This is a genomic window from Haloarcula limicola (assembly GCF_010119205.1).
GTDB classification, from domain to species: domain Archaea; phylum Halobacteriota; class Halobacteria; order Halobacteriales; family Haloarculaceae; genus Haloarcula; species Haloarcula limicola.
The window spans coordinates 107697-124468 of the sequence record NZ_WRXM01000002.1 but is presented as its reverse complement, the minus strand read 5'-3'; the positions used below and the strand labels follow the sequence as shown (position 1 = coordinate 124468).

The 16772-nt window shown below is 66.4% G+C and carries 27 protein-coding genes; 25 read left to right on the top strand and 2 right to left on the bottom strand.

Translation table 11 applies throughout. The features are described 5' to 3' along the window. Window positions 1–296 precede the first annotated feature (296 nt). From GO488_RS10095 to secY, 25 genes are read left to right on the top strand one after another with little or no spacing between them, the layout of a single operon-like run. Window positions 297–1142 (top strand): putative RNA uridine N3 methyltransferase, encoded by an 846-nt coding sequence (locus GO488_RS10095; protein ID WP_162317706.1) that lies wholly within the window; start codon window positions 297–299, stop codon window positions 1140–1142. Window positions 1143–1146: 4 nt separating this feature from the next. Next, complete coding sequence (rpl3p, locus tag GO488_RS10090) at window positions 1147–2163, top strand: 50S ribosomal protein L3 (protein ID WP_162317705.1); 1017 nt, start codon at window positions 1147–1149, stop codon at window positions 2161–2163. Between the two features lie 3 nt (window positions 2164–2166). Further along, window positions 2167–2907 carry a 50S ribosomal protein L4 gene (gene rpl4p / locus GO488_RS10085; protein ID WP_162317704.1) on the top strand — a complete coding sequence of 247 codons (741 nt, stop codon included), beginning with the start codon at window positions 2167–2169 and terminating at the stop codon, window positions 2905–2907. Continuing rightward, window positions 2904–3161 (top strand): 50S ribosomal protein L23, encoded by a 258-nt coding sequence (locus GO488_RS10080; RefSeq protein WP_162317703.1) that lies wholly within the window; start codon window positions 2904–2906, stop codon window positions 3159–3161. The genes rpl4p and GO488_RS10080 overlap by 4 nt, the downstream gene beginning before the upstream one ends. Window positions 3162–3163: 2 nt before the next feature. Then, window positions 3164–3886: a 50S ribosomal protein L2 gene (locus GO488_RS10075; protein ID WP_162317702.1), complete on the top strand. Its 723-nt coding sequence runs from the start codon at window positions 3164–3166 to the stop codon at window positions 3884–3886. Continuing rightward, window positions 3883–4305, top strand: a complete 423-nt coding sequence (locus tag GO488_RS10070) for a 30S ribosomal protein S19 (RefSeq protein ID WP_162317701.1) — start codon at window positions 3883–3885, stop codon at window positions 4303–4305. The genes GO488_RS10075 and GO488_RS10070 overlap by 4 nt, the downstream gene beginning before the upstream one ends. Before the next feature lie 2 nt (window positions 4306–4307). Continuing rightward, window positions 4308–4769: a 50S ribosomal protein L22 gene (locus GO488_RS10065; protein ID WP_162317700.1), complete on the top strand. Its 462-nt coding sequence runs from the start codon at window positions 4308–4310 to the stop codon at window positions 4767–4769. After that, window positions 4769–5704, top strand: a complete 936-nt coding sequence (locus tag GO488_RS10060; RefSeq protein ID WP_162317699.1) for a 30S ribosomal protein S3 — start codon at window positions 4769–4771, stop codon at window positions 5702–5704. The genes GO488_RS10065 and GO488_RS10060 overlap by 1 nt, the downstream gene beginning before the upstream one ends. Beyond that, a complete protein-coding gene (rpmC, locus tag GO488_RS10055) occupies window positions 5701–5916 on the top strand; it encodes a 50S ribosomal protein L29 (protein WP_162317698.1) in 216 nt (71 codons plus the stop codon). Before GO488_RS10060 ends, rpmC begins: the two co-directional genes overlap by 4 nt. Next, the gene (locus GO488_RS10050; RefSeq protein WP_162317697.1) at window positions 5916–6200 is read left to right on the top strand and encodes a ribonuclease P protein component 1; all 285 of its coding nucleotides are present in this window, start codon (window positions 5916–5918) and stop codon (window positions 6198–6200) included. The genes rpmC and GO488_RS10050 overlap by 1 nt, the downstream gene beginning before the upstream one ends. Continuing rightward, window positions 6191–6544 (top strand): 30S ribosomal protein S17, encoded by a 354-nt coding sequence (locus tag GO488_RS10045; protein WP_162317696.1) that lies wholly within the window; start codon window positions 6191–6193, stop codon window positions 6542–6544. The genes GO488_RS10050 and GO488_RS10045 overlap by 10 nt, the downstream gene beginning before the upstream one ends. After that, entirely contained in the window at window positions 6544–6942 is a 399-nt protein-coding gene (locus GO488_RS10040; RefSeq protein WP_135304325.1) for a 50S ribosomal protein L14, read from the top strand. The genes GO488_RS10045 and GO488_RS10040 overlap by 1 nt, the downstream gene beginning before the upstream one ends. Before the next feature lie 4 nt (window positions 6943–6946). Continuing rightward, window positions 6947–7309, top strand: a complete 363-nt coding sequence (rplX, locus tag GO488_RS10035) for a 50S ribosomal protein L24 (RefSeq protein WP_162317695.1) — start codon at window positions 6947–6949, stop codon at window positions 7307–7309. After that, window positions 7306–8043, top strand: a complete 738-nt coding sequence (locus GO488_RS10030; RefSeq protein WP_162317694.1) for a 30S ribosomal protein S4e — start codon at window positions 7306–7308, stop codon at window positions 8041–8043. Before rplX ends, GO488_RS10030 begins: the two co-directional genes overlap by 4 nt. Then, window positions 8040–8570 (top strand): 50S ribosomal protein L5, encoded by a 531-nt coding sequence (locus tag GO488_RS10025; RefSeq protein ID WP_162317693.1) that lies wholly within the window; start codon window positions 8040–8042, stop codon window positions 8568–8570. The genes GO488_RS10030 and GO488_RS10025 overlap by 4 nt, the downstream gene beginning before the upstream one ends. Beyond that, on the top strand, window positions 8567–8746 hold the full coding sequence (locus GO488_RS10020; RefSeq protein ID WP_162317692.1) for a 30S ribosomal protein S14: 180 nt from the start codon (window positions 8567–8569) through the stop codon (window positions 8744–8746). Before GO488_RS10025 ends, GO488_RS10020 begins: the two co-directional genes overlap by 4 nt. A gap of 2 nt (window positions 8747–8748) precedes the next feature. Then, window positions 8749–9141: a 30S ribosomal protein S8 gene (locus tag GO488_RS10015; RefSeq protein WP_135304330.1), complete on the top strand. Its 393-nt coding sequence runs from the start codon at window positions 8749–8751 to the stop codon at window positions 9139–9141. Between the two features lie 2 nt (window positions 9142–9143). Then, a complete protein-coding gene (locus GO488_RS10010) occupies window positions 9144–9680 on the top strand; it encodes a 50S ribosomal protein L6 (protein WP_162317691.1) in 537 nt (178 codons plus the stop codon). Beyond that, window positions 9680–10558, top strand: coding sequence for a 50S ribosomal protein L32e (locus GO488_RS10005; RefSeq protein ID WP_162317690.1), 879 nt, complete (start codon window positions 9680–9682; stop codon window positions 10556–10558). Before GO488_RS10010 ends, GO488_RS10005 begins: the two co-directional genes overlap by 1 nt. Continuing rightward, window positions 10558–11007, top strand: a complete 450-nt coding sequence (locus GO488_RS10000) for a 50S ribosomal protein L19e (RefSeq protein WP_162317689.1) — start codon at window positions 10558–10560, stop codon at window positions 11005–11007. Before GO488_RS10005 ends, GO488_RS10000 begins: the two co-directional genes overlap by 1 nt. After that, window positions 11007–11570, top strand: coding sequence for a 50S ribosomal protein L18 (locus GO488_RS09995; RefSeq protein WP_162317688.1), 564 nt, complete (start codon window positions 11007–11009; stop codon window positions 11568–11570). Before GO488_RS10000 ends, GO488_RS09995 begins: the two co-directional genes overlap by 1 nt. Beyond that, entirely contained in the window at window positions 11567–12205 is a 639-nt protein-coding gene (locus tag GO488_RS09990; protein ID WP_162317687.1) for a 30S ribosomal protein S5, read from the top strand. The genes GO488_RS09995 and GO488_RS09990 overlap by 4 nt, the downstream gene beginning before the upstream one ends. After that, window positions 12205–12669 (top strand): 50S ribosomal protein L30, encoded by a 465-nt coding sequence (gene rpmD / locus GO488_RS09985; RefSeq protein ID WP_162317686.1) that lies wholly within the window; start codon window positions 12205–12207, stop codon window positions 12667–12669. Before GO488_RS09990 ends, rpmD begins: the two co-directional genes overlap by 1 nt. Further along, window positions 12669–13166: an uL15m family ribosomal protein gene (locus tag GO488_RS09980; RefSeq protein WP_162317685.1), complete on the top strand. Its 498-nt coding sequence runs from the start codon at window positions 12669–12671 to the stop codon at window positions 13164–13166. The genes rpmD and GO488_RS09980 overlap by 1 nt, the downstream gene beginning before the upstream one ends. Window positions 13167–13172: 6 nt before the next feature. Then, the gene (gene secY, locus GO488_RS09975; RefSeq protein ID WP_162317684.1) at window positions 13173–14639 is read left to right on the top strand and encodes a preprotein translocase subunit SecY; all 1467 of its coding nucleotides are present in this window, start codon (window positions 13173–13175) and stop codon (window positions 14637–14639) included. A 136-nt stretch (window positions 14640–14775) separates the two neighbouring features. On the opposite strand, the gene GO488_RS09970 is transcribed toward secY, so the two are convergent. Together GO488_RS09970 and GO488_RS09965 are read right to left on the bottom strand one after the other, a co-directional pair. After that, window positions 14776–15816 carry a motility-associated ABC transporter substrate-binding family protein gene (locus GO488_RS09970; RefSeq protein WP_162317683.1) on the bottom strand — a complete coding sequence of 347 codons (1041 nt, stop codon included), beginning with the start codon at window positions 15814–15816 and terminating at the stop codon, window positions 14776–14778. Further along, entirely contained in the window at window positions 15809–16720 is a 912-nt protein-coding gene (locus GO488_RS09965; RefSeq protein WP_241692926.1) for a S49 family peptidase, read from the bottom strand. Before GO488_RS09965 ends, GO488_RS09970 begins: the two co-directional genes overlap by 8 nt. Window positions 16721–16772 lie beyond the last annotated feature (52 nt).

Genomic DNA, 16772 nt, shown 5'->3' with positions numbered 1-16772 from the left:
CCCGCTCGGTACCAGCGCCCTGTTGCATCACAATCTGGCGGGGGTGACAGTAAAAAGCCTTCCGTTTTCCGGGGGAAACCGTGGGACGTGAGGGCATTCGACTTACCGGATCGTTCGGCCACGTTACGCGGACCACCCTTTCGAAACCGGCAAAGGTCGGGTGGGCTGTTCGGGGGGTATCGGCGGCGACGGGCCGTGTGAACGCGTCTCAACGCACGCGCGAAGCGGGGTCTTTTTACCGTAGGGACGGAGAAGTATCGGCACAGTCTAGTGGCGCGACGTGGAAGCGTCACGGCATGACGACCAGCGTACTCGTGCCGTCTTCCCTCACACGGGAAGCCGAAGACCGCCGCGAGGCGACTCGCAAGCTCGGATACGTGGCCCGCGCGGCCACCGTCTTCCGGGCCGATCGGCTGACAGTGTTCCCCGACCCAGACGGGGCGGGCAAGTGGGAAGACGGGTTCGTCGAAACCGTGCTGCGGTACGCCGCGACGCCCCCGCACCTCCGAAAGGAGATGTGGGGCAAGCGGGACGAACTGGAGTACGTCGGCGTCCTGCCGCCGCTCCGCGTGCGTTCACAGACCGGCTCCGGATCTGAGGGTTCGGGGTCGTTAAGACAGGGAATCGTGACCGAGGTCGGAGCTGATGGGCGCGTCCGGGTCAATTGCGGCATGCAACACCCGATCTCCCTCCCCGTTCCAGACGGAATGGAAGCGGCGGAGGGGGAGCGCGTAACCGTCAGGGTCTCTTCGCGACGGCCGGTCCGGGCGAAACTCGTCGATCACCCCACGCCGGGGTTCGACGTCGTTACCGCGGACCTCGATGCGGCACTCTCGCGTGACGACGCCGGACTCACCATCGCGTCATCGCGATACGGTGAGCCGGCGACGACGCGGCGTCTCGGCCAGCTGGTCGAGCGCCGGGACGCCGAGGGCGGCCTGACAGTCGCCTTCGGAGCACCCGAGCGGGGGTTACCGTCGATACTCGACGTGGACCCGGGCTCCGTCGGCGGAGACCAGACAGGCGACGACCCCACAGGGTTCGACCTCTGGCTGAATACGGTTCCGAACCAGGGCAGCGAGGTGGTGCGAACGGAAGAAGCGATGTTCGCCTCCCTCGCCTGTCTAACCCTCACGGAGTAAACGTATGCCACAACCAAGCAGACCACGCAAAGGCTCGCTGGGCTTCGGCCCGCGCAAGCGCTCGACGACCGAGACGCCCCGCTTCAACAGCTGGCCGTCCGACGACGGGCAGGCGGGCGTCCAAGGGTTCGCCGGCTACAAGGCAGGCATGACTCACGTCGTGCTCGTCAACGACGAACCCGACTCCCCCCGCGAGGGGATGGAGGAGACCGTCCCGGTGACGGTCGTCGAGACGCCGCCGATGCGCGCCGTCGCCCTGCGAGCGTACGAGGATACGCCGTACGGCAAGCGTCCGCTGACGGAGGTCTGGACCGACGAGTTCCACGGCGAACTCGACCGGACTCTCGACCTGCCGGAGGACCACGACCCGGACGCTGCAGAGGAACAGGTACGCGACGCACTCGACAATGGGAACCTCGGGGACGTGCGCCTCATCACGCACACCGTCCCCGACGCCGTCCCGAGCGTCCCGAAGAAAAAGCCCGACGTGATGGAGACTCGCGTCGGCGGTAGCTCGCTCTCCGAGCGCCTCGACTACGCGCTCGAACTCGTCGGTGACGGCGGGGAACACGCGATGAACGACGTGTTCCGCGCCGGTGAGTACACCGACGTCGCGGGCGTCACCAAGGGCAAGGGGACGCAGGGTCCCGTCAAGCGCTGGGGCGTCCAGAAGCGAAAGGGCAAGCACGCCCGGCAGGGCTGGCGGCGCCGGATCGGTAACCTCGGCCCGTGGAATCCCTCCCGCGTGCGCTCGACGGTCCCTCAGCAGGGCCAGACCGGCTACCACCAGCGCACCGAGCTGAACAAGCGCCTCGTCGACATCGGCGAGGGCGACGAGGCCACCGTCGACGGCGGCTTCGTCAACTACGGCGAGGTCGACGGGCCGTACACGCTGGTGAAGGGCTCGGTGCCCGGGCCGGACAAGCGCCTGGTGCGCTTCCGCCCCGCGGTGCGACCGAACGACCAGCCGCGCCTCGACCCCGAGGTGCGCTACGTCTCCACCGAATCGAACCAGGGATAACCCATGCAGGCAACTATCTACGATCTGGACGGCGAGGCCGACGGCGAGGTCGACCTGCCGGACGTCTTCGAGACGCCCGTGCGGACCGACCTCATCCAGAAGGCCGTTCGCGCCGCCCAGGCAAACCGAAAGCAGGACTACGGGACCGACGAGTACGCCGGTCTCCGTACCCCGGCCGAATCGTTCGGTAGCGGTCGCGGACAGGCGCACGTCCCGAAGCAGGACGGCCGTGCCCGCCGCGTCCCGCAGGCGGTCAAGGGCCGCGTGGCCCACCCGCCGAAAGCCGAGAAGGACCGGTCGCTCGACCTGAACGACAAGGAACGCCAACTCGCCGTCCGCTCGGCGCTCGCCGCCACGACGGACGCCGAACTCGTCGCCGACCGCGGCCACGAGTTCGACCGCGAGGAGGTCCCCGTCGTCGTCTCCGACGACTTCGAGGACCTCGTGAAGACCCAGGAGGTCGTCTCCCTGCTGGAGGCGCTCTCGCTTCACGCGGACGTCGAGCGCGCGGACGAGACGAAGATCAAGGCCGGACAGGGGAAGTCGCGCGGCCGGAAGTACCGCCGCCCGTCTTCCATCCTGTTCGTGACCAGTGACGAGCCGTCGAAGGCCGCCCGCAACCTCGCGGGCGTCGACGTGGCGACCGCGCGCGAGGTCAACGCGGAAGACCTCGCGCCCGGCGCACAGCCCGGTCGGCTCACCGTCTTCACCGAATCCGCCGTCGAGGAGGTCGCGGACCGATGAGCTGGGACGTCATCAAGTACCCGCACGTCACGGAGAAGGCCATGAACGACATGGACTTCGACAACAAGCTCCAGTTCGTCGTCGACGACCGAGCCAACAAGGACGACGTGGCATCCGCCATCGAGTCCCAGTACGAGGTCTCGGTCGTGGACGTGAACACGCAGAACACGATGGACGGCGTCAAGAAGGCCGTCGTGCGTCTCTCCGAAGACGACGACGCCCAGGAAGTCGCCTCCAGGATCGGGGTGTTCTAACGATGGGACGACGAATTCAGGGACAACGACGCGGTCGCGGGACGTCCACGTTCCGGGCGCCCTCCCACCGCTACAAGGCAGACCTACAGCACCGGAAAGTCGAGGACGGCGACGTCATCGCCGGCACGGTCGTGGACATCGAACACGACCCGGCTCGCTCGGCACCCGTCGCGGCCGTCGAGTTCGAGGACGGCGACCGCCGCCTCGTGCTCGCGCCCGAGGGCGTCGGCGTCGGCGACGAACTGCAGGTCGGCGTCAGCGCCGAGATCGCTCCCGGGAACACGCTCCCGCTCGCGGAGATCCCCGAGGGGGTCCCGGTCTGTAACGTCGAGTCCAGCCCCGGCGACGGCGGGCGCTTCGCCCGCTCGTCGGGCGTCAACGCCACGCTGCTCACCCACGACCGCAACGTCGCGGTCGTGAAGCTCCCCTCCGGGGAGATGAAGCGCCTGGACCCGCAGTGTCGCGCCACCGTCGGCGTCGTCGCCGGCGGCGGCCGAACTGACAAGCCGATGGTCAAGGCCGGAAACAAGTATCACAAGATGAAAGCGCGCGGGACGAAGTGGCCAAACGTCCGCGGTGTGGCGATGAACGCCGTCGACCACCCCTTCGGTGGCGGCGGCCGGCAACACCCCGGCAAGCCCAAGTCCGTCTCGCGTAACACGCCGCCGGGACGCAAGGTCGGGGACATCGCCTCGAAGCGGACCGGCCGAGGTGGCAATGAATGAGTTCGGAATATCAAATCGGCCACGAAGGAGAGTTCTCCTTCCGCGGCCACACGCTCGACGAGCTGCAGGAGATGGAGCTCGAGGAAGTCGCGGAACTGCTCCCCGCTCGCCAGCGGCGAAGTATCGAACGCGGTCTGACCGAGGAGAAGCAGAAACTGCTCGAGAAGGCCCGCGATGCCGAGGAGGAGGAGACGGCGAACGACCCGATCCGGACGCACCTGCGCGACATGCCGGTGCTGCCGGAGATGGTCGACATCACCTTCGCCGTCCACGCCGGCCAGAGCTTCGAGCGCGTCAAAGTCGAGCCCGCGATGCTCGGTCACTACCTCGGTGAGTTCCAGCTCACCCGTAGCGACGTCGAACACGGTCAGGCCGGTATCGGGGCGACACGCTCCTCGAAGTTCGTACCGCTCAAGTAATCATGGGAATCAGCTACTCAGTCGACGCCGACCCGGAGACCACCGCGAAAGCCATGCTCCGGGAGCGGCAGATGAGCCACAAGCACAGCAAGGCCGTCGCCCGAGAGATCAAGGGCAAGACGGCGGGCGACGCCGTCGAGTTCCTCGAAGCGGTCATCGAGGGCGACCAGCCGGTCGCGTTCAAACAGCACAACTCGGGCGTCGGCCACAAGAGCAAGGTCGACGGCTGGGACGCCGGTCGCTACCCGGAGAAGGCCAGCGAGGCCTTCATCGACCTGCTGGAGAACGCCGTCGGCAACGCCGACCACCAGGGCTTCGACGGCGAAGCCATGGAGATCATGCACGTCGCCGCCCACAAGGTCGGCGAGCAGCAGGGTCGCAAACCGCGCGCGATGGGCCGGGCCTCCGCCTGGAACTCCACGCTGGTCGACGTCGAACTCGTCCTAGAGGAGGTCGAGGAATAATGGCGGACGAACAGCAGTTCATCGAAGACGGCCTTCAGCGGACCCAGATCGACGAGTTCTTCGCGGACGAACTCGGTCGCGCGGGCTACGGCGGCATGGACGTCGCCAAGACCCCGATGGGGACTCAGATCGTCCTCAAAGCCGAGAAGCCCGGGATGGTCATCGGTAAGGGCGGGAAGAACATCCGCAAGATCACGACGGAACTCGAAGACCGGTTCGACCTCGACGACCCGCAGATCGACGTGCAGGAAGTCGACGAGCCGGACCTCAACGCCCGCATCGTCGCGGACCGTCTGGGCAACGCGCTCGAACGCGGTTGGTACTTCCGAAAGGCCGGTCACACCACGATCGACCGCATCATGGAAGCCGGCGCGAAGGGTGCCGAGATCGTCCTCTCCGGGAAGGTCACGGGCGCCCGCTCGCGCGTCGAGAAGTTCAACCGCGGCTACATCAAGCACAACGGCGAACCCGCCGAGGACATCGTCGACAGCGGCGTCGGCGTCGCCGTGATGAAACTCGGCACCATCGGCGTGCGGGTGAAGATCATCCCGCCGAACGCCGAACTCCCCGACGACTTCGAGATCTACGAGGACGTCGAGGTCGAGGACTACGTCGCCGAGACCGACGGCGAGTCGGTCGAGGAACTCCTCGAAGGCGAGCCCGAAGACGAGAGCGTCGAGGGCGCCGACGTCGAGGTCTCCGACGAACCCGACGACGGCGACGAGCAGGTCGCCGACGACGGACGCGACGAGGAGACCGAGGTCGAAGAGGAAGTCGTCGCGGAAGAGGTCGACGTTCCGACCGACGAGGACGTCGAGGACGTCGATGTCGACGAACTCGAAGACGCCGTCGACGAGGAACTCGACGAGGACGTCGAGGCCGAAGCCGAAGAGCTCATGGGCGAGATGGAAGACGAGGAGGACGACGAAGAATGACCGTCCTCCACGTCCAGGAAGTTCGCGACATGACGGCCGCCGAGCGAGAGGCGGAACTCGACGACCTCAAGACGGAACTGCTCAACGCCCGGGCCGTGCAGGCCGCGGGTGGTGCCCCGGAGAACCCGGGTCGCATCAAGGAACTGAAGAAGGCCATCGCCCGGATCAAGACGATTCAGCGCGAAGACGGCGACCTTCAGGAGAACGAATAATGCCACTGACACCCGAGACGCTCCCCCGTCACGAACTCGTCGGCCTCGACGTCGAGGTCGTCGCCGCGTCCAATCCGGACGCCGTCGGCATCAGCGGAGCGGTCGTCGTCGAGACGACCCAGACGCTGACCATCGAGGGGGCAGACCGGGTGTGGCACGTGCCGAAGGACGGCGCGACGTTCGCCTTCGACGTACGCGGGCAGCGAGTCCGCGTCGAGGGCGAGACGCTCGTCGCCCGTCCCGCTCGTCGCACAGAGAATTCAGGTGATTCCAAATGGCGCTAGGACTGAACGTACAGGAACCGGAAACGACCTGTACCGACCAGAACTGCCCGTTCCACGGAGAGCTCTCCGTGCGCGGTCAGACGCTGGACGGTGAGGTCGCTTCCACTGACATGGAGAAGACCGTCGTCGTCGAACGCGAGTACGACGTGAAGGTGCCGAAATACGACCGCTTCATGAAGCGGCGGAGCCGCGTTCCGGCTCACGCACCCGACTGTCTCGACCTCGCGGTCGGTGACACGGTCACGATAGCAGAGTGTCGACCGCTCTCGAAGACGAAGAGTCACGTCGTCGTCAGTGTGGGCTCGGACGAGGCCACGGACGGCGTAGAGGACGGTGAGAACTAATGGAGGCGCTCAACGCAGACGTCACCCAAGGACTGGAGAAGGGCTCGCTCATCACGTGTGCCGACAACACGGGCGCACGCGAGCTGAAGGTCATCTCCGTCCACGGCTACTCGGGGACGAAGAACCGGCATCCGAAGGCCGGTCTGGGCGACAAGATCACGGTGTCGGTCACCAAGGGGACGCCCGAGATGCGTCGTCAGGTGCTCGAAGCCGTCGTCGTCCGCCAGCGAAAGCCGATCCGCCGTCCCGACGGCACCCGCGTCAAGTTCGAAGACAACGCGGCCGTCATCGTGGACGAGAACGAGGACCCGCGCGGGACCGAGCTGAAAGGTCCGATCTCGCGGGAAGTCGCGGAACGGTTCGGAAGCGTCGCCTCCGCAGCGACGATGATCGTATAGAACCATGAGCAAGCAACCAGACAAACAGCGAACGAGTCAACGACGCGCACCGCTCCACGAGCGACACAAGCAGGTGCGGGCCACGCTCTCGGCCGACCTCCGCGAGGAGTACGGCCAGCGAAACGTCCGCGTCAACGCCGGGGACACCGTCGAGGTGCTCCGGGGCGACTTCGCCGGCGAAGAGGCCGAAGTCGTCGACGTCGACCTCACGGACGCCGTCATCCACGTCGAGGACGTCGTCCTCGAGAAGACCGACGGCGAGGAGGTCCCCCGCCCGCTCGACACCTCGAACGTTCGAGTGACCGAGCTGACGCTCGAAGACGACGAGCGCGAGGCGCGTCTCGAATCGGAGGATGATTCCGCATGAGTAAGCATCAGAAGCGACTCTCGGTGCCGGACAGCTGGCCCGTAGAGCGCAAGACGGCGACGTTTACGGTCAAGGCCGGAGCCGGCCCGCACGGCGAGTCGGGGGTCCCCCTGCTCATCGTCCTGCGGGACGTGCTCGGCTACGCCGACAACCGCAAGGAAGCGCGCTACGCGCTCAACGAGGACAACGTGCTCATCAACGGCAAGGCCGTCTCCGACGAGGAGCGCCCCGTCGGGATGTTCGACATCCTCGCCTTCACCGAGCGCGACGAGTACTATCGGGTGTTCCCCGGCGAGGGCGGTCGGCTGGCGCTGACCCCCATCGTCGCGGACGCGGCCGACTCTAAACTGGGCAAGATCGTCAACAAGACGCACGTCCCCGGTGGCGACGTTCAGTTGGCGCTCCACGACGGCGAGACGCTCGTCGTTGAGGACGACCAGACCTACGACGTCGGCGACTCCATCGTCGTCGACAACGAGAGCACCGACGTCGTCGCCCACTTCGAGTACGAAGAGGGCGCGCTCGTCACGGCCGTCAACGGCGCGCACGCCGGCGAGATCGGCACCGTCGACGAGATCCAGGTCACGCCCGGCTCCGCGAAGAACAACGTCCTCGTCTCGCAGGAAGGCATCGACGGCGAGGACTCGGACGACGCCGACGGCTTCGAGACGGTCGAAGAGTACGTCGTCGTCATCGACGAGAACTTCACGAGCGACGGAGGTGACGACGAATGAGCTCCGAGAGCGAGTCCGGTGACTTCCACGAGATGCGGGAACCCCGCGTCGAGAAAGTCGTCGTCCACATGGGCATCGGCCACGGTGGCCGTGACCTCGCCAACGCCGAGGACATCCTCGGCGAGATCACGGGACAGAACCCGGTTCGGACGAAGGCCAAGCGGACGGTCGGCGAGTTCGACATCCGCGAGGGCGACCCCATCGGCGCGAAGGTCACCCTGCGCGACGAGGCCGCGGAGGAGTTCCTCGACACCGCGCTGCCGCTCGCCGAGATGAAGAAGAGCCAGTTCGACGACACCGGCAACTTCAGCTTCGGCGTCGAGGAACACACCGAGTTCCCGAGCCAGGAGTACGACCCGAGCATCGGAATCTACGGGCTGGACGTGACGGTCAACCTCGTCCGCCCCGGCTACCGCGTCGCCAAGCGAGACCAGGCGTCGCGCTCGATTCCGTCGAACCATCGACTCGACCCCGAGGACGCGACGGCGTTCGTCGAGTCGACCTTCGACGTGGAGGTGACCGAATGAGCGAAAGTGAAACCACAGAAGAGCCCGACGCCGCCGAAAGCGAGCGGACCGGCCAGCTCGAGTCCTGTCAGCGCTGCGGGCGCGAACAGGGACTCGTCGGCAAGTACGACATCTGGCTGTGTCGCCAGTGCTTCCGCGAGATCTCGCGGGGAATGGGCTTCAGGAAGTACAGCTAACCATGACAGGAAACGACCCATTCGCCAACGCTCTATCGGCCATCGACAACGCCGAGAGCGTCGGGCATCTGGATCAGACGGTATCGCCCGCTTCGAACGAGATCGGCTCCGTCCTCGAGGTCTTCTACGACCGCGGGTACATCGACGGCTTCAGTTTCGTCGACGACGGCAAGGCCGGTGAGTTCGAGGTCGAACTGAAAGGTGCCATCAACGAGTGTGGCCCGGTCAAGCCCCGCTACTCCGCGGGCGCGGACGAGTTCGAGAAGTGGGAGAAGCGGTTCCTCCCCGCCCGCGACTACGGGACGCTCGTCGTCTCGACCAGCCACGGCATCATGAGCCACTACGAGGCCCGCGAGGAGGGCGTCGGTGGCCAGGTCATCGCGTACGTATACTGACAATGACACGAGTAGAACTGGAAATTCCGGAAGGCGTGACCGCCGAACTGGACCATCTCGACCTCACGGTCGAGGGTGACAACGGCAGCGTCACGCGACGGCTCTGGTATCCCGCGATCGACGTCTCCGTCGAGGACGGCGTCGTCGTCATCGAGTCCGTCGAGGAGGACGCGAAGACGAACTCGACCGTCGGGACCTTCGAGAGCCACGTAGAGAACATGTTCCACGGCGTGACCGAGGGCTGGGAGTACGAGATGGAAGTCTTCTACTCTCACTTCCCCATGCAGGTCGACGTCGAGGGCGACGAGGTCGTCATCGAGAACTTCCTCGGCGAGCGAGCGGCCCGTCGGACCGCCATCCACGGCGACACCGACGTGTCGGTCGACGGCGAGGAACTGACCCTGTCCGGGTCCGACATCGAAGCCGTCGGCCAGACCGCCGCGGACATCGAACAGCTCACGCGCATCAACGACAAGGACGTGCGCGTGTTTCAGGACGGGGTGTACATCACCCAGAAACCGAGCCGAGGTGACGCCTGATGCCAGAGAACCCCGACAGGAAAAGCAGCGACGCCGACGCGAACGAGGAGGCGCTCACGCAGGGCGACGGCCCCCAGGAAGACGTCGAGTCGGAGCAGCCACTGGAGGGCGAACGCGCCGAAGACCCCGACGAGATCGCGGAGCAGGCCGAATCTGAATCCGACTCGGACGAGGAGTCCGAGGAGGAAGAAGAGCTCGAGCTGACCGACATCAGCGGCGTCGGCGACTCGAAGGCCGAATCGCTCCGCGAAGCCGGCTTCGAGACGGTCGACGACGTTCGCGCCGCCGATCAGTCCGCGCTCGCGGAGGTCGACGGCATCGGGAATGCGCTCGCGGCCCGAATCAAAGCCGACGTCGGCGGTCTCGAAGTCGACACCGAGACCGAGGCCGAAGTCGAGGAGGAGGGCGGCGAGGAAGAGCCCGACGAGGACGTGGAGACGGAACTCCAGCCCCGCGGGCTCGCCGAGAAGACGCCCGACCTCGACGACGAGGAGGCCCGACTGCTGGCACAGCGACACCGCGTCGGCACGCCGCAGTTCAACCGGCAGGACTACCACAAGAAAAAGCGCGTCCCGACCTCGTGGCGACGCCCGCGCGGCCAGCTCTCGAAGCAGCGCCGCGGCATCAAGGGCAAAGGCGACACGGTCGAGGCGGGCTTCCGCTCGCCGAAGGCGGTCCGCGGCAAGCACCCCTCGGGCTTCGAGGAGGTCCGCGTGCACAACGTGGACGACCTGGAGGGCATCGACGGGGACGTCGAGGCGGCCCGAATCGCCTCCAAAGTCGGTGCCCGCAAGCGCGAGCGCATCGAGGAAGCCGCTGAGGACGCGGGCATCCGCGTGCTCAACCCCACCTACGTCGAAGTCGAGGTGAACGAGTAATGACGGATCTCTCCGCACAGAAGCGACTCGCAGCGGACGTCTTAGACGTCGGGAAGAACCGCGTCTGGTTCGACCCCGAGCAGCAGGGCGACATCGCGGACGCGATCACCCGCGAGGACGTGCGCGAACTGGTCGATGAGGGCGCCATCCAGGCGAAAGACGAGAAGGGCAACTCCCGCGGCCGCGCCCGGGAGCGCCAGAAGAAGCGTGCGTACGGCCACCAGAAGGGTGCCGGCAACCGGAAAGGCAAATCCGGCGCACGTCAGGACCCCAAAGAGGAATGGGAGTCGCGCATCCGCGCACAGCGGAAGAAACTGCGCGAACTGCGCGACGACGGCTCGCTGTCGAGTTCGCAGTACCGCGACCTGTACGACAAGGCAGGCGGTGGCGAGTTCGACAGCGTGGCCGACCTCGAACGATATATCGACGCAAACCACGGTGACGAATAATGGCGACAGGACCACGATACAACGTGCCGATGCGGCGACGCCGCGAGGCCCGTACCGATTACCATCAGCGGTTGCGCCTGCTGAAATCCGGCAAGCCCCGCCTCGTTGCTCGAAAGAGCAACAAGCACGTCAGGGCGCAGCTGGTGACGCTTGGCCAGGACGGCGACCGAACGCTCGCGGCCGCACACTCGGGCGACCTCGAAGAGTACGGCTGGGAGGCCCCGACGGGCAACATGCCCGCGGCGTACCTCACCGGGCTACTCGCCGGGCTTCGCGCGCAGGAAGCGGGCGTCGAGGAAGCGGTGCTCGACATCGGCCTCAACACCCCGACTCCAGGTAGCAAAGTGTTCGCAATACAAGAAGGCGCAATCGACGCCGGGCTCGAAGTCCCCCACAACGACGACGTCCTCGCCGACTGGCAGCGCACGCGCGGTGCCCACATCGCCGAGTACGCCGAACAGCTGGACGACCCGCTGTACAGCGGGGACTTCGACGCCGAAGACCTCCCGGAGCACTTCGACGAAGTCCGGGAGACACTACTCGAAGGTGACATCGAACTATGAGTGCTGACAACGGCTGGGAACCCCGGACACGCCTCGGCAAGCAGGTCGCCGAGGGCGACATCGACTCCATGCAGGAGGCGCTGACCTCGGGGCTTCCCCTGAAAGAATCGGAAGTCGTCGACCAGCTCGTCCCCGATCTGGAAGACGAAGTACTGGACATCAACATGGTCCAGCGGATGACCGACTCCGGCCGGCGGGTGAAGTTCCGCTGCGTCGTCGTCGTCGGCAACCGCGACGGCCTCGTCGGCTACGCCGAGGGGCGTGACGACCAGGTCGGCGGTGCCATCCAGAAGGCCATCGACGTGGCCAAACTGAACCTCATCGACGTCTCCCGCGGCTGCGGGTCCTGGGAGTGTGGCTGTGGCCGTCCGCACACAGTCGCGCTGCGCACGCAGGGCAAGGCCGGGAGCGTCGAAGTCGAGCTGCAGCCCGCACCGCGCGGACTCGGCCTGGCGGGCGGAGAGACCGTCCGCCACGTGCTGGAACTGGCCGGCATCGAGGACATCTGGACGCGCAGTAGCGGGAACACGCGGACCACGGTCAACTTCGCGAAGGCGACGTTCAACGCCCTGCGGAACACGGCCCAGGCCCGCGTCCCCGAGCGCACGTTCGAGAAGCGCGAGGTGATCGAGTGATGCAAGCGCTCGTTCAGATCCGCGGCGACGTGAACATGGATACGGACATCCACGACACGCTGAAGATGCTGAACATCCACCACGTCAACCACGCCACGCTGGTCCCGCAGACGGAGACGTACCGCGGGATGGTCTCGAAGGTCAACGACTTCGTGGCCTTCGGCGAGCCGAGCCAGGAGACCGTCGAACTCCTGCTCGAAACGCGCGGCGAGCCGCTCGAAGGCGACGCCGACGTCGACGACGAGTGGATCGGCGAGAACACCGACTACGACGACGTCGAGGGACTGGCCGCGGCGCTGGTCGACGAGGAGACGACGCTCAAAGAGCAGGGTCTCTCCCCCACACTCCGTCTGCACCCGCCGCGCGGCGGGCACGACGGAATCAAACACCCCACCAAGGAAGGCGGTGAGCTCGGGAAACACGACACCGAGGGCATCGACGACCTCCTGGAGGCGATGCGATAATGACGAGCAAGAAACGACGACAGCGCGGGTCGCGCACGCACGGCGGCGGGTCGCACAAGAACCGGCGCGGTGCCGGACACCGCGGTGGCCGCGGTGCCGCGGGCCGCGACAAACACGAGTTCCACAACTACGAACCGCTGGGCAAGAGCGGTTTCAACCGCCCGGATCAGGTTCAGCCGGACGTCGCGACGGTCGACGTCCGCGAACTCGACGAGGACGCGCCGCTGCTGGCCGCCGACGGCGTCGCCGAAGAGGACGGCGACGGCTACCACATCGACGCCCGAGACGTCGTCGAGGACGGCTACGAGGCCGACGTGGTGAAGGTGCTCGGTGCCGGGCAGGTCCGGAACGAGCTCACCATCGTCGCCGACGCCTTCTCGGACAGCGCGACGGAGAAGATCGAATCGGCCGGCGGCGCGACGGAACTGAGCGAACGCGGCCAGGAACGGCAAGCGGAAGCCGAAGACGACGAGGCCGACGCGGACGACGAGGAGTAACGACAGATGAGCTGGAAGGACACCGCCGAACCGTTGCTCGTCAGGATGCCAGCAGTCCGCCGACCGGAGGGCCACATCCCGTTCAAGCGCAAGCTGATGTGGACCGGCGGCGTGTTGGTGCTGTATTTCTTCCTGACGAACGTCAAGCTGTTCGGTCTCGACATCGACGCGAGCCAGGACGTCTTCGGCCGATTCGGGTCGATTCTGGCCTCGGGGCAGGGGAGCATCCTGCAGTTGGGTATCGGTCCCATCGTCACGGCCTCGATCGTATTGCAGTTGCTTGGCGGGGCCAACCTGCTCGGGCTGAATACGCAGGACGACCCGCGAGATCAGATCCTCTATCAGGGGCTGCAGAAGCTGCTGGTGCTGGTGATGATCTGTCTGACGGGGCTGCCGATGGTCTTCGCCGGCGGGTTCTTACCCGCCGACACGGCCGTCGCGCAGTCGCTGGGTATCGGGGCCACCGGTGTCCAGTGGCTCATCTTCGCCCAGATATTCGTCGGCGGTGTCCTCATCCTGTTCATGGACGAGGTCATCTCCAAGTGGGGCGTCGGCTCCGGTATCGGGCTGTTCATCGTCGCGGGCGTGAGCCAGCGACTGCTGGGCGGTCTGCTTTCGACGCCCTTCATCGGCGGCCGGAGCGGTATCCTCTACACCTGGTTCCAGTTCATCACCGGCGAACAGGCGACCGGGCCGGTCCTCGCTCCGGGCGGTCTGGAGACGGTGTTCCTCGGTCAGGGCCAGATCCTGGCGCTGATAACCACGATACTCATCTTCTCGGTGGTCGTCTACGCCGAGTCGGTTCGGGTCGAGATCCCGCTCTCGAACGCGCGGGTGAAGGGGGCTCGCGGTCGCTTCCCGGTGAAGCTCATCTACGCGAGCGTCCTGCCGATGATCCTCGTCCGGGCGCTGCAGGCGAACATCCAGTTCCTCGGGCGCATCCTGCACTCGCAGTTGGGGACGCTCCCAGGGTGGCTGGGCAGCTACAGTAACGGACAGGCCACCGGCGGGCTGTTCTACTATTTGGCCCCGATCCAGTCGCCGGGTGACTGGATGTGGTGGCTGGAAGCGACGACCAACCCCGCCTGGCAGATCCTCATCCGCGTCGGGATCGACCTGACGTTCATGCTGGTCGGCGGCGCAGTCTTCGCCGTCTTCTGGGTCGAGACGACCGACATGGGCCCGGAGGCGACGGCCAAGCAGATTCACAACTCCGGGATGCAGATCCCCGGATTCCGCCAGAACGTCGGCGTCATCGAGAAAGTGCTCGAACGCTACATCCCGCAGGTCACCGTCATCGGCGGTGCCCTCGTCGGGCTACTGGCCGTGATGGCCAACATGCTGGGTACCATCGGCGGCGTCTCCGGTACCGGGCTGCTGCTCACGGTCTCCATCACGTACAAGCTGTACGAGGAGATCGCCGAGGAACAGCTCATGGAGATGCACCCGATGATGCGCCAGATGTTCGGCTGAGGCCGCCGAACTCTTCTTTGCGGTCGCTCCCGCTCGAGAGTCACATCTGTGTCGATCCGGTCCGTAACCGGCCCGCAAGCGGAAAAGTTGTCTTGTCTCCTGACTGCCGGTGTTACCGACTGACATTCCCAAGGCGTCAGCCGGCGGTTGGCGTCGTCGTATTGCCGGGAGTCGTCGGCGTGGATCCGCCGGTCGGCGTCGAGTCGGACGCGGTCTCCTCGTCGTCGGGCTCGGGTCCCGGGACGCGCTCGGGGGCGTCACCCGCCGCGAGGAACGAGAGGAGGTTGCCGACGAACGCCTCGTTGTCGGCGTCGTACACCTCGGTTCGTTCGAGGACGGACGCGTCGGCGACGAAGACGACGTTCTCCGTGCGGACGACGGTCGGGTACTGCCCCGTCCGACGGGTCTGGAGCGTCTGCGTGCCGTCGACGGCGGTGTACACCACCTCGGCGTCGCTGTCGTCGCGTACGGAGGCGTAGCTACCGGTGTCGAAGGTAACGGTGTCGACGCCCTCGGTCAGCGGCCCGTCACCGCTCGGGGCCGCGTAGATGCTCTTGAAGTTGTTGTCGTTGGCCGCGTCGTCGACGTTGAACAGCGTCTCGGCACCCATGCGGAACCCGTACTGGCTCGTCAGGTTGTTCGCGCCGAAGGAGACGACCGTCGAACTGGCTATCAGTCCGCCGCTGACGCGCGTTTGGGTCGGTTCACCGAGGATCACGACGTGGCCGCCGGCGTCGGTGTAGTTTTCGAGTACCGCGCGTTCCGTCGCGGTGAATTCCTGGGTCGGCTGGACGACGAGCAGTCCCTCGTGGCCGGCCAGCGTCTCGTTGTAGGGTTTCTCGTCGGTGGTATCGGGATACGAGAGGCGATGACCCGCCCTGAAAACCGCTTCTTCGACCGGTTCGAGGTCCGTCCGTTCGAACTCGTTGCCGTGGCGGGTATCGGCGAGGAGGCGCGCGCTCCCGTTCTCGACTGTGAGCGTGCCGGTTTCGGGATCCGCGTCGACGTTGACGCGCTCCGGCTGGAACTGCGGCGGCGACTGCCCGTCGATCCCCGCGCCGTCGGGCGACCCCGAGTTCCCGTCGACGGCGAGTCCCAGCAGCGCCACTGCGCCGAGGACGACGGCCACCACGACGACGTAAGCGGCCAGTAGTCTGATCGCGCTGCCGTCAGCCATCGACGTACACCTCCGAGGCGTTGGTCTCCGGGACGCCCCAGACGGCGTAGTACTTCACGGGGCGCTGGAACTGTCCATCGTCTCCGGGTTTGCCGACGACCTCGCCGTCGCCGCCCTCGACACGGACCGATGCGTTGCCCAACAGGAGCGTCGGGCTCGACGCCTGCGGTTCCGTCACGTAGACGTCGTACTCGTCGCCCTCGATCCCCTCGGCGCGACTCGCCGCGCGCTCGATGGCGGAATCGAGGTCGCCGATGCGGTCGGCGAAGCCGTTCTCGACGGCGCGGCCGCCGAGGTACGCGCGGCCGTTCGCCACCTCCGTTCGGTCGAGCGAGAGAGCGTCGCCGCGGTGGTACATGACCGTCCCGACGAACGCTCGCTGGAGGGACTCCATCTCCGTGCGAATTCGGTCGATACCGATCTGCGCCTTGTCGGGACCCGAGCGGACGAACTGCTCCTGTTGCTGCCCCGCCTGTTCGATGACGCTCGGGGGCGCCTGAACGATGACGCCGATGCTGCCGACGGTGGAACTGGGCTTGACGATTATCTCGTCGGCCGAGACGATGCCGAAGTATCCGCCCGAGGCCGCCGCCCCCTCCACGTACGCGACGACGGGCATCTCGCTCGCCGTCCGGTTGACCGCCAGATAGAACTCCTCGCTCGCGTCTACGGGGCCGCCGGGGCTGTCGACGCGGAGGACGACGGCCTCGACCGAGTCGTTGTCGCGAATCGCCCGCAGTTGCTCGGCGACGCCGTTGACGTTCGCGTCGTTGGTCGGTCCCCGCAACGTGACGACGGCCACCGACGGGCGCTCCTCGGCGGTCGCCGCCGCGTTCCAGACCACCGGGCCGACTACCGCACCGGTCACGAGCGCCGCCGTGACGACGACCACGTACGCTGCCACAGTTGTCGCTGAGAGGTTATTTTTGATTGACACGATTCTCGGTAGGTACCAC

Coding starts and splice junctions, on each gene's coding strand:
- GO488_RS10095 (WP_162317706.1), top strand. CDS start 297: ATGACGACCAGCGTACTCGTGCCGTCTTCCCTCACACGGGAAGCCGAA.
- rpl3p (WP_162317705.1), top strand. CDS start 1,147: ATGCCACAACCAAGCAGACCACGCAAAGGCTCGCTGGGCTTCGGCCCG.
- rpl4p (WP_162317704.1), top strand. CDS start 2,167: ATGCAGGCAACTATCTACGATCTGGACGGCGAGGCCGACGGCGAGGTC.
- GO488_RS10080 (WP_162317703.1), top strand. CDS start 2,904: ATGAGCTGGGACGTCATCAAGTACCCGCACGTCACGGAGAAGGCCATG.
- GO488_RS10075 (WP_162317702.1), top strand. CDS start 3,164: ATGGGACGACGAATTCAGGGACAACGACGCGGTCGCGGGACGTCCACG.
- GO488_RS10070 (WP_162317701.1), top strand. CDS start 3,883: ATGAGTTCGGAATATCAAATCGGCCACGAAGGAGAGTTCTCCTTCCGC.
- GO488_RS10065 (WP_162317700.1), top strand. CDS start 4,308: ATGGGAATCAGCTACTCAGTCGACGCCGACCCGGAGACCACCGCGAAA.
- GO488_RS10060 (WP_162317699.1), top strand. CDS start 4,769: ATGGCGGACGAACAGCAGTTCATCGAAGACGGCCTTCAGCGGACCCAG.
- rpmC (WP_162317698.1), top strand. CDS start 5,701: ATGACCGTCCTCCACGTCCAGGAAGTTCGCGACATGACGGCCGCCGAG.
- GO488_RS10050 (WP_162317697.1), top strand. CDS start 5,916: ATGCCACTGACACCCGAGACGCTCCCCCGTCACGAACTCGTCGGCCTC.
- GO488_RS10045 (WP_162317696.1), top strand. CDS start 6,191: ATGGCGCTAGGACTGAACGTACAGGAACCGGAAACGACCTGTACCGAC.
- GO488_RS10040 (WP_135304325.1), top strand. CDS start 6,544: ATGGAGGCGCTCAACGCAGACGTCACCCAAGGACTGGAGAAGGGCTCG.
- rplX (WP_162317695.1), top strand. CDS start 6,947: ATGAGCAAGCAACCAGACAAACAGCGAACGAGTCAACGACGCGCACCG.
- GO488_RS10030 (WP_162317694.1), top strand. CDS start 7,306: ATGAGTAAGCATCAGAAGCGACTCTCGGTGCCGGACAGCTGGCCCGTA.
- GO488_RS10025 (WP_162317693.1), top strand. CDS start 8,040: ATGAGCTCCGAGAGCGAGTCCGGTGACTTCCACGAGATGCGGGAACCC.
- GO488_RS10020 (WP_162317692.1), top strand. CDS start 8,567: ATGAGCGAAAGTGAAACCACAGAAGAGCCCGACGCCGCCGAAAGCGAG.
- GO488_RS10015 (WP_135304330.1), top strand. CDS start 8,749: ATGACAGGAAACGACCCATTCGCCAACGCTCTATCGGCCATCGACAAC.
- GO488_RS10010 (WP_162317691.1), top strand. CDS start 9,144: ATGACACGAGTAGAACTGGAAATTCCGGAAGGCGTGACCGCCGAACTG.
- GO488_RS10005 (WP_162317690.1), top strand. CDS start 9,680: ATGCCAGAGAACCCCGACAGGAAAAGCAGCGACGCCGACGCGAACGAG.
- GO488_RS10000 (WP_162317689.1), top strand. CDS start 10,558: ATGACGGATCTCTCCGCACAGAAGCGACTCGCAGCGGACGTCTTAGAC.
- GO488_RS09995 (WP_162317688.1), top strand. CDS start 11,007: ATGGCGACAGGACCACGATACAACGTGCCGATGCGGCGACGCCGCGAG.
- GO488_RS09990 (WP_162317687.1), top strand. CDS start 11,567: ATGAGTGCTGACAACGGCTGGGAACCCCGGACACGCCTCGGCAAGCAG.
- rpmD (WP_162317686.1), top strand. CDS start 12,205: ATGCAAGCGCTCGTTCAGATCCGCGGCGACGTGAACATGGATACGGAC.
- GO488_RS09980 (WP_162317685.1), top strand. CDS start 12,669: ATGACGAGCAAGAAACGACGACAGCGCGGGTCGCGCACGCACGGCGGC.
- secY (WP_162317684.1), top strand. CDS start 13,173: ATGAGCTGGAAGGACACCGCCGAACCGTTGCTCGTCAGGATGCCAGCA.
- GO488_RS09970 (WP_162317683.1), bottom strand. CDS start 15,816: ATGGCTGACGGCAGCGCGATCAGACTACTGGCCGCTTACGTCGTCGTG.